The sequence below is a fragment of the Achromobacter xylosoxidans genome (assembly GCF_001457475.1).
Taxonomy (GTDB): domain Bacteria; phylum Pseudomonadota; class Gammaproteobacteria; order Burkholderiales; family Burkholderiaceae_B; genus Achromobacter; species Achromobacter xylosoxidans.
On the sequence record NZ_LN831029.1, the window covers coordinates 1,790,036 to 1,803,479 of the forward strand.

Below are 13,444 nucleotides of genomic sequence, written 5' to 3' on the forward strand. Positions count from 1 at the left end.
GGCCGGGGGCTGCCGGGCGTGGGCGCGGCGGGCGCCGCGCCTTCAGCGGCCGACGCGCGCCTCGATTTCGCTGGCCAGGTCGGCCACCGCGGTGGCGTAGAAGTAGCTGCGGTTGTATTTCGTCAGCGCGAAGAAGTTGGGCGTGCCGACGCGGTACTGGGCGGTGCCGCGGGCTTCCTCCACCAGGTCGACGACGCCCATGGGCTGGCTGCTCCAGCCATTGGCCGAGGCGCCCGGCTGCAGGCGCGCGCCGGCCGCGGTCAGCGTGCCCCAGGTCTGCTTGGGTTCCAGTCCGCCATCCACCAGGGCGGTGGGATCGGCCGGCAGAGTCACCGGCGCGAACACCGGCAGGCCGCGTTGCCAGCCGTGCTGCGAGAGGAAACTGCCCACCGACATGATGGCGTCGCGGGTGTTGTTGGTCAGGTCGATGTGGCCGCTGTCGTCCCCATCCACCGCGTAGTGCTTGATGCTGGTGGGCATGAATTGCGGCATGCCGATGGCGCCGGCATACGAGCCGCGGGTTTCCATGTCCAGCTTGCCTTTCATCGCCAGCGTCAGGAAGTCGGCCAATTGGCCGCGGAACATGGTGGCGCGCTCGGGCTTGGCGGGATCCGGATAGTCGAAGGCCAGCGTGGTGAGCGCGTCCAGCACGCGGAAGTTGCCCATGTTGCGGCCATACAGTGTTTCAACGCCGATGATCGACGCAATGATCGGGGCCGGCACGCCGAAGCGTTGCGCCGCCTGGTTGAGCTGGTCGCGATGTTCGTTGTAGAACTCCACGCCCCAGCCGATGCGCTTGGGCTCGACGAAGCGCGAGCGGTAGGTCAGCCAGCTGCGCCAGATTTTCTTGCCGGGCGGCGAGGGCGCGATCAGCCGCGCCACGGTGGCGTTGTAGCGCGCGCTTTCGAGCGCCGCGACCATGGGCTTGAGCGGCAGGTCGCGTTCGGCGGCAAGGCCTTCGACGAAAGCGCGCACCTCCGGCCGCAGGGCGCCGCTGGGCGTCAGGGCGGCCGGGCCGTCATCGGCGGGTTCGGAGCCGAGTGTCGGCGTACTGGGTCCGATGCGGATGGGGGTGGTGCCGGTGGTGGCCGCCGGCGGCTGGCCGGCGGCTGGATTGGGGGCGGTGGGAGCGGTGGTGGAGCACCCGGCCAGCAGGGCCGAAAGCGTGCCGAGTTGCAGTAATCGCCGACAGATGAACATAATCTTCCTTATGGAGACCATGTATCTTACCCACCCGGCATGCCGCTTGCATGAAATGGGCAGTTGGCATCCGGAGAGCCCGCAGAGGCTGGACGCCATTTCCGACCAATTGCTTGCCAGCGGCTTGATGCCCTATCTGGATGACCGGCAGGCGCCGCAGGCGTCCCGCCATGACGTGCTGCGGGTGCACACTGTCCAGTACCTGGACAGTCTGCGCGAGCATACGCCGGAACACGGGTATTACCCGATAGATCCGGACACCCTGATGAACCCCCATACCTACGAAGCCGCGCTGTACGCGGCGGGCGCGGGCGTGGCGGCCGTTGACGCGGTGATGGGGGGCGAGGCCCGCACGGCTTTTTGTGCGGTGCGTCCGCCCGGGCACCATGCCTGCCGTTCGCAGGCCATGGGCTTCTGCTTTCTGAACAACGTGGCCATCGCGGCCCGCCACGCCATGGAGTTCCACGGCCTGTCGCGGGTGGCCATCGTCGACTTCGACGTGCACCACGGCAACGGCACCGAGGACGTCTTCGCCGGCGACGAGCGGGTGCTGATGTGCAGCATTTTCCAGCACCCGTTCTTTCCCAACAGCGGCACCGAGCAGCCGGCGGCCAACATGGTCAATGTGCCGGTGGCGGCCTATACGGCGGGCGCCGCCGTGCGCACCATCGTCACCGACACCTGGCTGCCGCGACTCGAGGCGCACCGCCCCGAACTCATTCTGATTTCGGCGGGTTTCGATGCCCATCGCGAGGACGACATGGGTCAAATGGGGCTGGTGGAGGCCGATTATGCATGGATCACCGAGCAGCTCGTGGACGTGGCCGAACGCCACTGCCAGGGCCGGATCGTCAGCACGCTCGAAGGCGGTTACAACCTGTCCGCCCTGGGCCGCAGCGTCGTGGCCCATATACGGGCGCTGGCGAAGCTGTAGAATCAGGAAAAAATTGTGCAATGCGATCCCGGCGGATCGTTAACTCCCCCCCGGGTAATTATTTCCATTTGGAGGCAGCGGGATGAAGGTGTTGGTACCTGTCAAGCGCGTCGTTGACTACAACGTCAAGGTGCGCGTCAAGTCTGATCAGACCGGCGTGGATATCGCCAATGTGAAGATGTCGATGAACCCCTTTGACGAGATCGCCGTCGAGGAAGCCACCCGCCTGAAGGAAAAGGGCGCCGTGGCCGAAGTCGTGGCGGTTTCTTGCGGCGTTGCGCAATGCCAGGAAACGCTGCGCACCGCCATGGCCATCGGCGCCGACCGCGGCGTGCTGGTCCAGACCGACGCCGAACTGCAACCGCTGGCCGTGGCCAAGCTGCTCAAGGCGCTGGTCGACAAGGAACAGCCGCAGCTGGTGATCCTGGGCAAGCAGGCCATCGATGACGACGCCAACCAGACCGGCCAGATGCTGGCCGCGCTGCTGGACTGGCCGCAAGCCACGTTCGCCAGCAAGGTCGAGCTGGCCGATGGCAAGGCCACCGTCACGCGTGAAGTGGACGGCGGCCTGGAAACGCTGACGCTCAAGCTGCCGGCCATCATCACCACCGACCTGCGCCTGAACGAGCCGCGCTACGTCACGCTGCCGAACATCATGAAGGCCAAGAAGAAGCAGCTGGACACCGTCACCCCCGAAGAACTGGGTGTCGATCCGGCGCCGCGCCTGAAGACGCTCAAGGTCAGCGAGCCGCCCGCTCGCAAGGCCGGCATCAAGGTGGCCGATGTCGCGGCCCTGGTGGATAAACTCAAGAACGAAGCGAAGGTGGTTTGAGATGACGACGCTGGTTATTGCCGAACACGATAACGCCCAGCTCAAGGGCGCAACCCTGAACGCCGTCGCCGCCGCCGCCAAGATCGGAGGCGACGTCCACGTGCTGGTCGCCGGCGCCAATGCCCGCGCCGTGGCCGACCAGGCCGCGCAGGCGGCCGGCGTGGCCAAGGTGCTGCTGGCCGACGCGCCGCAACTGGCCGACGGCCTGGCCGAGAACGTCGCCGCCCAGGTGCTGGCCGTGGCCTCGGGCTACAGCCACATCCTGTTCCCGGCCACCGCCTCGGGCAAGAACGTCGCGCCGCGCGTTGCCGCCAAGCTCGACGTCGCCCAGATCTCCGACATCATCGGCGTGGAATCCGCCGATACCTTCCAGCGCCCCATCTACGCCGGCAACGCCATCGCCACCGTGCAATCGGCCGATCCGGTCAAGGTCATCACCGTGCGTACCACCGGCTTTGACGCCGTGGCCGCGCAGGGTGGCTCGGCCGCCGTGGAAGACGTCGCCGCCGTGGCCGATTCCGGCCTGTCGAGCTTCGTCGGCCGCGAAGTCGCCAAGAGCGACCGTCCGGAACTGGCCGGCGCCCGCGTGGTCGTGTCCGGCGGCCGTGGCCTGGGCAGCGCCGAGAACTTCAAGATCCTGGATCCGCTGGCCGACAAGCTCGGCGCCGCCCTGGGCGCCTCGCGCGCCGCGGTCGACGCCGGCTACGCGCCCAACGATTGGCAGGTCGGCCAGACCGGCAAGATCGTCGCGCCGCAGTTGTACGTGGCCGTCGGTATCTCGGGCGCCATCCAGCACCTGGCCGGCATGAAGGATTCCAAGGTCATCGTCGCCATCAACAAGGATCCCGAAGCGCCGATTTTCGGCGTGGCCGATTATGGCCTGGTGGGTGATCTGTTCCAGGTGGTGCCCGAACTGACCGGCGCGCTGTAAGCCTTCGCCTGATATTCATACCCGGGCCCGCGGACATTATGTCCGCGGGCTTTTTCTTGTCCGCCTGACAATCGAAACCATTTGATATTTACCGAGCAAATCTTTTGATCTTTTGAAGGATTCTGATAATGTATGCCGCGCGCAGCTAGGATTCGCGCAAGTGCTTGGCCTGTACATAACGAAGGAGATTCGGGATGGAATGGTTATTTGACACTCTGCGGAAATACCCTGAACTGGCAATATTCCTTACCCTCGGGCTGGGGTATTGGATAGGCGCCAAGAAGATATTCGGATTCAACCTGGGGGCGGTGACCGGCACCTTGCTGGTCGGTGTGCTGGTCGGCCAGCTCAATATCACGATCGCCCCGATCGTCAAACAGGTCTTCTTCCTGCTGTTCCTGTTTGGCCTGGGTTATGGCGTCGGGCCGCAATTCTTTCGCGGCATGAAAAGCGATGGCCTGCCGCAGGTCATCTTCGCCGTCATAATCTGCGTCATTTGCCTGCTGGTGACCTGGGGCACGGCCGTCGGTTTCGGTTTCGATGCCGGAACGGGGGCGGGCCTGCTGTCCGGCGCGCAGACCATTTCCGCGGTGATGGGCGTGGCGACCGACACCATCAACGGCCTTGGCATCGACGCGGCCACCAAGAAGAAATGGATCGACAGCATTCCGGTGGCGTACGCGGTCTGCTACATCTTCGGCACCGTCGGCAGCGCCTGGCTGCTGGCTTCGCTGGGTCCCAAGCTGATGCGCGTGGACATCGTCAAGGAGTGCAAGGAGTACGAGGCCAAGATGTCCGGCGGCGCCGATTCGATGGAGCTGTCCGGCTATCGCAAGTTCATCTCGCGCGCCTACAAGCTCGATCATCCCGAATTGGCCGGCAAGACGGTGGGCGAGCTGGAGTCGCGCTTTGTCGAGGCGCGCGTGTTCATCGAGCGCATCCGCCGCGGCGACCAGATCCTCGATACCGATTCGACCACCGTGCTGCAGGCCGGCGACGTGCTCGGCGTGGCTGGCCGGCACGACGCGCTGGTGCTGCAGGCGGCCGGGATCATCGGCACCGAAGTCGAGGATCGTGACCTGATCAACCTGCCCGCCGAGATCGTCGAGGTGGTGCTGACCAACAAGAACCTGGCCGGCAAGACGGTCAAGGAAATCGCCGAAATGGAGCAGGTGCGCGAGCTGGGCCGCGGCGTGTTCCTGCGCAAGGTGGTGCGCGGCGGCCACGAGATGCCGGTCAACTGGGGCCTGAAGCTCGACCGCGGCGACCGCCTGTTCATCCTTGGCGCCAAGCGCGATGTCGAGCGCGTGGTCGGCAAGGTGGGGTACGTGGACCGTGCCACCGAGCAGACCGACATGGTGTTCGTGGGCTTCGGCATCCTGTTGGGCGGCCTGTTCGGCACCCTGGTGCTGACCGTGGGCGGCATTCCCATCACGCTGTCGACCTCCGGCGGTTCGCTCATCGCCGGCCTCATCTTCGGCTATCTGCGCTCGGTGCATCCGACCTTCGGACGGGTGCCGGAGCCGGTGCACTGGTTCCTGACGTCGGTCGGCCTCACTGCCTTCGTGGCGGTGGTCGGCATCAGTTCGGGGCCGGGGTTCGTGCAGGGCTTCCAGCAGTTGGGCGCCAAGCTCTTCATCGCCGGCATCATCGCCACCAGCGTGCCGATGATATTGGGGGTGTACATCGCCCGCTACGTGTTCAAGTTCCATCCGGCCATCGTGCTGGGCGTCTGCGCCGGCGCCCGCACCACCACGGCCGCCATCGGCCAGATCACCGAGACCGCGAAGAGCCAGGTGCCGGCGCTGGGCTACACGGTGCCCTACGCCATCGGCAACACCCTGCTCATCATCTGGGGCATCGTCATCGTCATGCTCATGACCTAGGGGCCGTTTCCGCCGCAGGAAATCTCGTCCGTCAATCGCAAACCAGGAGTACTGAACAATGGCTTCCACCGCGCCTCTCACCGTCAGCCTGGCCTCGGCCCTGAAAACCACCCGGTCGCGCCAGCGCGACCTGGAGCAACTGTCGCCCTTCGAACTGAAGGATTACCTGATCACGCTGGCCAAGGACACACAGCAGACGGCCGCGCTGACCATGTTGAACGCCGGTCGCGGCAATCCCAACTGGATCGCCACCGAGCCGCGCGACGCTTTCTTCCTGCTGGGCCAGTTCGCCATGAAGGAGGCGCGACGGGTGCGCGACGATGTCATCCTGGCGGGCATGCCACCCAAGAAGGGGTGCGCCGACCGCCTGCGCAAGTTCCTGTCCAAGAACAAGGGCGCGGCGGGCGCGGACTTCCTGGCTGGCGTCCTGGAATACGGCGTGAAGATCAAGAACTTCGTGCCCGACGAATGGATCCATGAACTGACCGACAGCGTCATCGGCGACAACTATCCGGTGCCGCCGCGCGCCCTGGTGCATCTTGAGCAGGTGGTGCACGACTACCTGATCAAGGAAATGTGCGACGGCCGTCCGCCCAAGGGCAAGTTCGACCTGTTCCCGGTCGAGGGCGGCACGGCAGCCATGTGCTACATCTTTGATTCGCTGATGCAGAACGGCCTGCTCAAGCAGGGCGACACCATCGCGCTGTTCCTGCCGACCTTCACGCCCTACATCGAGATCGCGCACCTGGAGCGCTTCCAGTTCAAGATCGTCGCCATCAACGCCAGCAGCGTGCGCGCCGACGGCACCCACGACTGGCACTATCCGGCCTCGGAAATCGCCAAGCTGGAGAACCCGAAGATCAAACTGGCGGTGACCGTCAACCCCAGCAATCCGCCGTCGGTGGCCTTCAGCCCGGTCGAGATGAAGCAGATCGTGGGACTGATCCGCAAGAATCCGGACCTGGTGCTGGTGACGGACGACGTGTACGGCACCTTCGTGCCGAACTTCCGTTCGTTGATGGCCGAAGTGCCGCACAACACCATCTGCGTGTATTCCTTCTCGAAGAACTTCGGCTGCACCGGCTGGCGCCTGGGCGTGATCGCGACCCATGAAAAGAACACCATGGACCGCCGCATCGCCGAACTGCCGGCATCGTGGAAGAACCGCCTGAACAAGCGCTATGGCGCCATGACCATGGAGCCCGAGAAGCTCAAGTTCATCGACCGCATGGTGGCCGACAGCCGCAACGTGGCGCTGAACCACACTGCCGGCCTGTCGCTGCCGCAACAGGTGCAGATGGGCTTTTTCGCCCTGTCGCACCTGCTGGACCTGAAGGACGCGTACAAGCACCTGACCATGCAGATCGTGCGGGCGCGGCGCGATGCGCTGTGGCGCGGGCTGGGCGTGCCGTTGCCGCCCGAGGATCCGATGCGTGGCTGGTACTACGTCGAACTGGACTTCATGGTCTGGGCCAAGAACACCTATGGCGACGCCTTCTGCAAATACATGACGTCCAACTACGAGCCGGTCGACTTCCTGTTCCGCCTGGCCGAGAAGTCGGGCGTGGTGCTGATGGACGGCGGCGGGTTCGGCGGGCCGCCCTGGTCCATCCGCATTTCGCTGGCCAACCTGGACGATGGCGACTATTCCAAGATCGGCAAGCACATGGTCGACGCCGCCACGGAATACGTCGAAGCCTGGAAGGCCGGCCAACTGGTGCGTTCGGGTCCGACCGCCGGCAAGGGCCAGAAGGTCAAGCCCGCCGCCGCCAAGCGCAAGGCCGCCGGCAAGCAAGCCGCCAAGAAGGCGGTGAAGCAGGCGGTCAAGAAGGCCGCCAAGGCCGAGCGCTCGGCCACCAAAGGGGCGAAGTAGCCGCCATCGTCCGCCAGATCCAGGGTGACATGACCTCATGACGTGCTCAGTCGGGTTTTTCAATAACGTTCCCATCGCGGTGCTGTTCCTGACGGTGGGCTTGGGATACCTGATCGGCAAGCTCAGGGTCGGGCCGATCCAGCTGGGGGGCGTGTGCGGCACGCTCATCGTCGCCCTGCTGATCGGCCAGACCGGCTGCCAGATGCGCGGCGATCTGAAGGAGGTCGCGTTCGCCCTGTTCATCTTCGCCATGGGCTATTCGGGCGGACCGCAGTTCTTCGCCAACCTGAACCGGTCCAGCCTGCGCTACATCGTGCTGCCCATCATCGAGGCGCTGCTGGTGCTGACCATCGTGCTGCTGGCGGTGCCGCTGTTCGGGTTGGACGCGGGCACGGCGGCTGGACTGGCTGCGGGGGCGGCAACCGAGTCGGCCGTGGTCGGGACCGCGGCGGAGGCGCTCAAGCACCTGGGGCTAGCCGACGCCGACGTGCAGCGCATGGAGGCCAATATCGCCACCGCCTACACGCTGACCTACCTGGTGGGCCTGATCAGCATCGTGTTCTTCACCAGCCAGGTGGCGCCCGCGCTGTTGCGCATCAACCTGCGCGACGCTTCCAAGGCGCTGGAGGAGAAACTCGGCGCGGGGCCTGGCGAGGCCGACGACAGCATGATGCCGACGCTGCCGCGGCTGGTGGGGCGCTCGCACGTGGTCAAGGACGCCGATGGCAAGACCGTGGGCGAGGTCGAGGCCGAGATGGGCGGCCGCACCGCGATCAGCCGCATCCTGCGCAATGGCGAGGCGCTCGATCCCACCCCCGCGGACGTATTGGCCACCGGCGACATCGTGGTGGTGCTGGGGCTGCGCCGCTTCGCGCTGCGGGCCGGCTCGGTGATCGGGCCCGAGATCCAGCTGCCGGAGGCGCATGCCGATGATCTGCAGTTGGCCGAGTTGCAGGTCATCGTCAGCAAGAAGGAAGTCAATGGCCACACCGTGGGCGAACTGGCGGCGCGTCCGCGGGCGCAGCGCGCGCGCGGCGTGTTCCTGCAGTCGATACAGCGTTCGGGCCATATGCTGCCGGTGACTCCGGCCACCGTGGTGCAGTATGGCGACCTGGTGACGCTGGTGGGCGCCGAACCGGAGTTGTCGCAGGCCGGCGCGGCGCTGGGTAACCAGTTGCGGCGCAGTGGCGTGACCGATCTGGTATTCCTGTCGTTCGGCATTCTCGCCGGCTTGTTGATCGGCAGCCTGGCCGCGCGCCTGTGGGGCATTCCGGTGTCGCTGGGCAGTGGCGGCGGCGCGCTGGTCAGCGGCCTGGTCTGCGGCTGGATCAACGCCAAGCGGCCTGCGCTGGGCCACATGCCCGAGCAGGCTGTGCAATTGCTCAAGGACCTGGGGCTGGCGGTGTTCGTCGCCTGTGTCGGCCTGTCGGCAGGCCCGGAAGCGGTGTCGCTGATCCGCGAGCACGGGGCGGTGCTGCCGCTGATCGGCCTGCTGGTGTCGCTCGGGCCGGCCTGCCTGTCGCTGTGGGTCGGGCACAAGCTGCTCAAGATAGAGGGGCCGTTGCTGGTTGGCGCCATCGCGGGCCAGCATGTCAGCACGCCGGCGATCAGCGCCATCCTGGGAGCCAGTGGCAGCGCGGTGCCGCTGCTGGGCTACACCGTGACCTATGCCATCGCCAATGTGCTGCTGCCGGTGCTGGGACCGATCATCGTGTCGCTGGCGCATCACCTGGGCGGCTGAGTCCGGTCGCATGGCCGGACCCATGACGGGGAACGAGGGTTTAACATAGGCTAGGGAAACTACCGAGACCGCTATCGGCCGCGCCACGCGCGGCGCCCAAGGCGGCATCCCATCGCACCCCGCCGCGCCCGCCGTCACGGGAGCCGGCTCATGGAGACAAGATGCCCTACCTAACCCCGTTGCAGGATTTCCGCTTTGCGCTCAAGGAGCTGGCCGGCCTGGACGACGTCCTCAAGCTGCCCGGTTTCGAAGAGGTGACCCCCGACCTGGTGGACGCCATCCTGGAAGAGAATGGCCGCTTCGTCGAGCAGGCGATCGCTCCGCTGAATGTGCCGGGCGACACTCGCCCCCCGGTCTGGAATGATGGCCACGTGACCGCGACGCCGGGCTATGCCCAGGGCTTCAAGGACTACGCCGCCGGCGGCTGGCAGGGCCTGCAGCATCCGCAGGCCTGGGGCGGCCAGGGCTTGCCCAAGCTGGTCGCGGCCGCGCCCGGCGAGAACATCCAGGCGGCCAGCCTGGCGTTCTCGCTGTGCCCGATGCTGACCGACGGCGTGATCGAAGCCATCCTGACGGTCGGGTCGGAAGAACAGCGCAGGAAGTTCGTGCCCAACCTGATCGGCGGCAAATGGACGGGAACCATGAACCTGACCGAGCCGCAGGCAGGTTCCGACCTGGCCCAGGTCGCCACCCGCGCGGTGCGCCAGGAAGACGGCAGCTACCGCCTGTCGGGCCAGAAGATCTTCATTACCTACGGCGAGCACGATCTGGCCGAGAACATCATCCACCTGGTGCTGGCGCGCACGCCGGACGCGCCCCCCGGGGTGAAAGGCATCTCGCTGTTCATCGTGCCGAAGTTCCTGGTCGGGGCCGATGGCTCCCTGGGGCCGCGCAACGATGTCTGGTGCGCGTCGCTGGAGCACAAGCTGGGCATCCACGGCAGTCCCACCGCCGTGCTGCTGTACGGATCCGGCAAGGGCGAGGCGGGCGAGGGCGCGGTCGGCTACCTGGTGGGCGAACTGAACCGTGGCCTGGAATACATGTTCATCATGATGAACGCGGCGCGCTATTCGGTCGGGCAGCAGGGCATCGGCGTGTCCGAGCGCGCCTACCAGCACGCGCTGGCCTACGCGCGCGAACGGGTGCAGGGACGCGCCGTGGAAGGTTCCAGCGCCGCCGTCGCGATCGCGCGCCATCCGGACGTGCAGCGCATGCTGCTGACCATGAAGGCGCTGACCGAGGCGGCGCGCGCCGTGTCCTACGTGACGGCGGCGGCCCACGACAAGGGCACTCACCATCCCGACCCGGAGCAGCGGGCCCGCAACCGCGCTTTCTACGAATACATGGTGCCCATCGTGAAGGGGTTTGCCACCGAGTCGGCGGTGGAGGTGGCCTCGCTTGGCGTGCAGGTGCACGGCGGCATGGGCTACATCGAGGAGACCGGGGCGGCCCAGTATTACCGCGATGCCCGCATCCTGCCGATCTACGAGGGCACCACCGCGATCCAGGCCAATGACCTGGTCAGCCGCAAGACCCAGCGCGATGCCGGTGCCACCGCCTACGCCGCCATTGCCGCCATGCGCGAGACGCTGCGGGCGGTCGAGGCCGAGTCCTCGCGCGCCGCGGCGTCCGAGCGCGACGGCCTGCGCCTGCTGCGCGACAACCTCGACAGCGCGATCCAGGCCTACGAGTCGGGGGTGGAATTCATCCTGGAGCAAACGGCGGTGAACATCCGCGCCGTCTATGCCAGCAGCGTGCCGTACCTGATGCTGGCCGGCGTGGTGCACGGCGGTTGGCAGATGGCGCGCGCCGTGCTGGCGTGCCGCCGACACCTGGCGGCGGGATCGACCGATCCGTTCCATCGCGAGAAGCTGGCGACCGGATTGTTCTACGCCGCCCACATCCTGCCGCGCGCCCTGGCGCTGTCGGCGGCGGTGCGCGCCGGGGTGGTGGCGGACGCCTGCGGCGCCGCCGCGAATATTGCATAAGGTTATATGTCTTGCGTATTTTCCCTGCAACAGGTTTGATGGAAGAATCGTTTTGGAGGGCGGCACCGGCCGCCGCCGAAACGTTTTTCCAACCGGCCGCCGGACAGGGCGGCCGGTCGATTCCGCAACCCGAATCCGCAAGCAGGAGACACCATGAGCCATCTACGCCTGGGCGACACCGCGCCCGATTTCGAGCAGGAATCCTCCGCCGGCCCGATCCGTTTCCATGAGTATCTGGGCAATAGCTGGGGCGTGCTGTTCTCGCATCCGGCCGACTTCACGCCCGTCTGCACCACCGAACTGGGCTACACCGCCAAGCTGGCCGATGAATTCGCCAAGCGCAACGTGAAAGTGCTGGCCCTGTCGGTGGACGGCGCCGATTCGCACAGCAAGTGGATCGAGGACATCAACGACACCCAGTCGACCAAGGTCAATTTCCCGATCCTGGCCGACAAGGACCGCAAGGTGTCCGAGCTGTACGACATGATCCACCCCAACGCCAATGCCACGCTGACGGTGCGCTCGGTCTTCATCATCGACCCGAACAAGAAGGTGCGCCTGATCATCACGTACCCCGCCAGCACCGGCCGCAACTTCAACGAGATCCTGCGCGTCATCGACTCGCTGCAGCTTACCGACAGCCACAGCGTGGCCACGCCGGTCAACTGGGAAGACGGCGACGACGTCATCATCGTGCCGTCGCTGCAGGACGAAGCCGTGATCAAGCAGAAGTTCCCCAAGGGCTACAAGGCGGTGCGTCCGTACCTGCGCATTACGCCCCAGCCGAATAAGTAAATAAGAAATCCGTTTATGGGCGGCCGGCGCCGCCCCTCCGGACGGCGCCCGAAAAAGCGCCCGCAAAGCCGCGTATTCCCTGGGAATGCGCGGCTTTTTCACGTCTTGCGGCGGGCGCGCTATATGCCTGGAAGCGATGAGCAATCAAAGAATGATTCGTTCCGTTCAGAACAGGCCGCCGGCACACTTGCTTTCACATTGCCAAACACGCGAAGGGAGCAAGGAATGTCTTTCAGGAAAGCCGGATGGTTGGCCGCCTTGGCCGCAGTGACGATGTCTCTTGCCGCGATTGCGCCGGCGCAGGCGCAGCAGAAGCAGACGCTGTTGAACGTGTCCTATGATCCGACGCGCGAACTGTACCGCGCCATCGATGACGCCTTCATCAAGCAATACAAGGAAAAGGCCAACGTCGACCTGACCATCCGCCAGTCGCACGGTGGTTCCGGCCGCCAGGCGCGCTCGGTCATCGACGGCCTGGAAGCCGACGTGGTGACGCTGGCGCTGGCCTACGACATCGACGCCCTCGCCGACCGCGGCCTCCTGCCCGAAAACTGGCAGGCGCGCCTGCCGCAGAACAGCTCGCCCTACACCTCGACCATCGTGTTCCTGGTGCGCAAGGGCAACCCCAAGCACATCAAGGACTGGGACGACCTGATCAAGGACGGCGTGCAGGTGATCACGCCCAACCCCAAGACCTCCGGCGGCGCGCGCTGGAACTACCTGGCCGCCTGGGCCTACGCGCTGGAAAAGAACGGCGGCAGCGAAGACAAGGCGCGCGCCTACGTCGGCGACCTGCTCAAGCACGTGCCGGTGCTGGATACCGGCGCCCGCGGCGCTACCACCACCTTCGTCGAACGCGGCGTCGGCGACGTGTTGCTGGCGTGGGAGAACGAGGCCTTCCTCGCGCTGGAAGAATTGGGTCCGGACAAGTTCGACATCGTGGTGCCGTCGCTGTCGATCCTGGCCGAGCCGCCCGTGGCCATCGTCGACAAGATCGTCGACAAGAAGGGCACCCGCGCCGCGGCCCAGGCCTACCTGGAATTCCTCTACACCCCGGCAGCCCAGGAAATCATCGCCAAGAACTACTACCGGCCGATCGACAAGACCGTGGCCGCCAAGTACGAAAGCAAGTTCCCCAAGGTCAAGCTGGTGACCATCGACGACAAGATCTTCGGCGGCTGGCGCAAGGCGCAGAAGGACCACTTCAGCGACGGCGGCACCTTCGACCAGATCTACCAGCCGCAGAAGAAGTAAGCGGACAACC

Annotated in this window: 10 protein-coding genes; 9 read left to right on the plus strand and 1 reads right to left on the minus strand. The window is 65.9% G+C overall.

Annotated elements, in window-relative coordinates:
• Nucleotides 1-42: 42 nt before the first annotated feature.
• Nucleotides 43-1,200, minus strand: a complete 1,158-nt coding sequence (mltB, locus tag AT699_RS08030) for a lytic murein transglycosylase B (protein WP_006388272.1) — start codon at nt 1,198-1,200, stop codon at nt 43-45.
• A 10-nt stretch (nt 1,201-1,210) separates the two neighbouring features.
• On the opposite strand from mltB, the gene AT699_RS08035 reads away from it, so the two are divergent.
• The 9 genes from AT699_RS08035 to AT699_RS08075 all read left to right on the plus strand — a co-directional run bounded on the left by AT699_RS08035 (nt 1,211) and on the right by AT699_RS08075 (nt 13,434).
• Nucleotides 1,211-2,134 carry a histone deacetylase family protein gene (locus AT699_RS08035; protein ID WP_081247768.1) on the plus strand — a complete coding sequence of 308 codons (924 nt, stop codon included), beginning with the start codon at nt 1,211-1,213 and terminating at the stop codon, nt 2,132-2,134.
• Nucleotides 2,135-2,216: 82 nt separating this feature from the next.
• Nucleotides 2,217-2,966, plus strand: a complete 750-nt coding sequence (locus tag AT699_RS08040; RefSeq protein WP_006388274.1) for an electron transfer flavoprotein subunit beta/FixA family protein — start codon at nt 2,217-2,219, stop codon at nt 2,964-2,966.
• Between the two features lies 1 nt (nt 2,967).
• Nucleotides 2,968-3,897, plus strand: coding sequence for an electron transfer flavoprotein subunit alpha/FixB family protein (locus AT699_RS08045; protein WP_024068180.1), 930 nt, complete (start codon nt 2,968-2,970; stop codon nt 3,895-3,897).
• 194 nt (nt 3,898-4,091) lie between these two features.
• Nucleotides 4,092-5,783: an aspartate-alanine antiporter gene (gene aspT / locus AT699_RS08050; RefSeq protein WP_006388276.1), complete on the plus strand. Its 1,692-nt coding sequence runs from the start codon at nt 4,092-4,094 to the stop codon at nt 5,781-5,783.
• A gap of 58 nt (nt 5,784-5,841) precedes the next feature.
• Nucleotides 5,842-7,656: a bifunctional aspartate transaminase/aspartate 4-decarboxylase gene (locus AT699_RS08055; RefSeq protein WP_024068181.1), complete on the plus strand. Its 1,815-nt coding sequence runs from the start codon at nt 5,842-5,844 to the stop codon at nt 7,654-7,656.
• 37 nt (nt 7,657-7,693) lie between these two features.
• Nucleotides 7,694-9,397 (plus strand): aspartate-alanine antiporter, encoded by a 1,704-nt coding sequence (gene aspT / locus AT699_RS08060; RefSeq protein WP_024068182.1) that lies wholly within the window; start codon nt 7,694-7,696, stop codon nt 9,395-9,397.
• Between the two features lie 161 nt (nt 9,398-9,558).
• Nucleotides 9,559-11,385: an acyl-CoA dehydrogenase gene (locus AT699_RS08065; protein ID WP_024068183.1), complete on the plus strand. Its 1,827-nt coding sequence runs from the start codon at nt 9,559-9,561 to the stop codon at nt 11,383-11,385.
• A gap of 153 nt (nt 11,386-11,538) precedes the next feature.
• Nucleotides 11,539-12,180 (plus strand): peroxiredoxin, encoded by a 642-nt coding sequence (locus AT699_RS08070; protein ID WP_024068184.1) that lies wholly within the window; start codon nt 11,539-11,541, stop codon nt 12,178-12,180.
• A gap of 225 nt (nt 12,181-12,405) precedes the next feature.
• Entirely contained in the window at nt 12,406-13,434 is a 1,029-nt protein-coding gene (locus AT699_RS08075; protein WP_058207265.1) for a sulfate ABC transporter substrate-binding protein, read from the plus strand.
• Nucleotides 13,435-13,444 lie beyond the last annotated feature (10 nt).

Coding starts and splice junctions, on each gene's coding strand:
- AT699_RS08035 (WP_081247768.1), top strand. CDS start 1,211: ATGGAGACCATGTATCTTACCCACCCGGCATGCCGCTTGCATGAAATG.
- aspT (WP_024068182.1), top strand. CDS start 7,694: ATGACGTGCTCAGTCGGGTTTTTCAATAACGTTCCCATCGCGGTGCTG.
- AT699_RS08070 (WP_024068184.1), top strand. CDS start 11,539: ATGAGCCATCTACGCCTGGGCGACACCGCGCCCGATTTCGAGCAGGAA.
- AT699_RS08045 (WP_024068180.1), top strand. CDS start 2,968: ATGACGACGCTGGTTATTGCCGAACACGATAACGCCCAGCTCAAGGGC.
- AT699_RS08040 (WP_006388274.1), top strand. CDS start 2,217: ATGAAGGTGTTGGTACCTGTCAAGCGCGTCGTTGACTACAACGTCAAG.
- AT699_RS08065 (WP_024068183.1), top strand. CDS start 9,559: ATGCCCTACCTAACCCCGTTGCAGGATTTCCGCTTTGCGCTCAAGGAG.
- aspT (WP_006388276.1), top strand. CDS start 4,092: ATGGAATGGTTATTTGACACTCTGCGGAAATACCCTGAACTGGCAATA.
- mltB (WP_006388272.1), bottom strand. CDS start 1,200: ATGTTCATCTGTCGGCGATTACTGCAACTCGGCACGCTTTCGGCCCTG.
- AT699_RS08055 (WP_024068181.1), top strand. CDS start 5,842: ATGGCTTCCACCGCGCCTCTCACCGTCAGCCTGGCCTCGGCCCTGAAA.
- AT699_RS08075 (WP_058207265.1), top strand. CDS start 12,406: ATGTCTTTCAGGAAAGCCGGATGGTTGGCCGCCTTGGCCGCAGTGACG.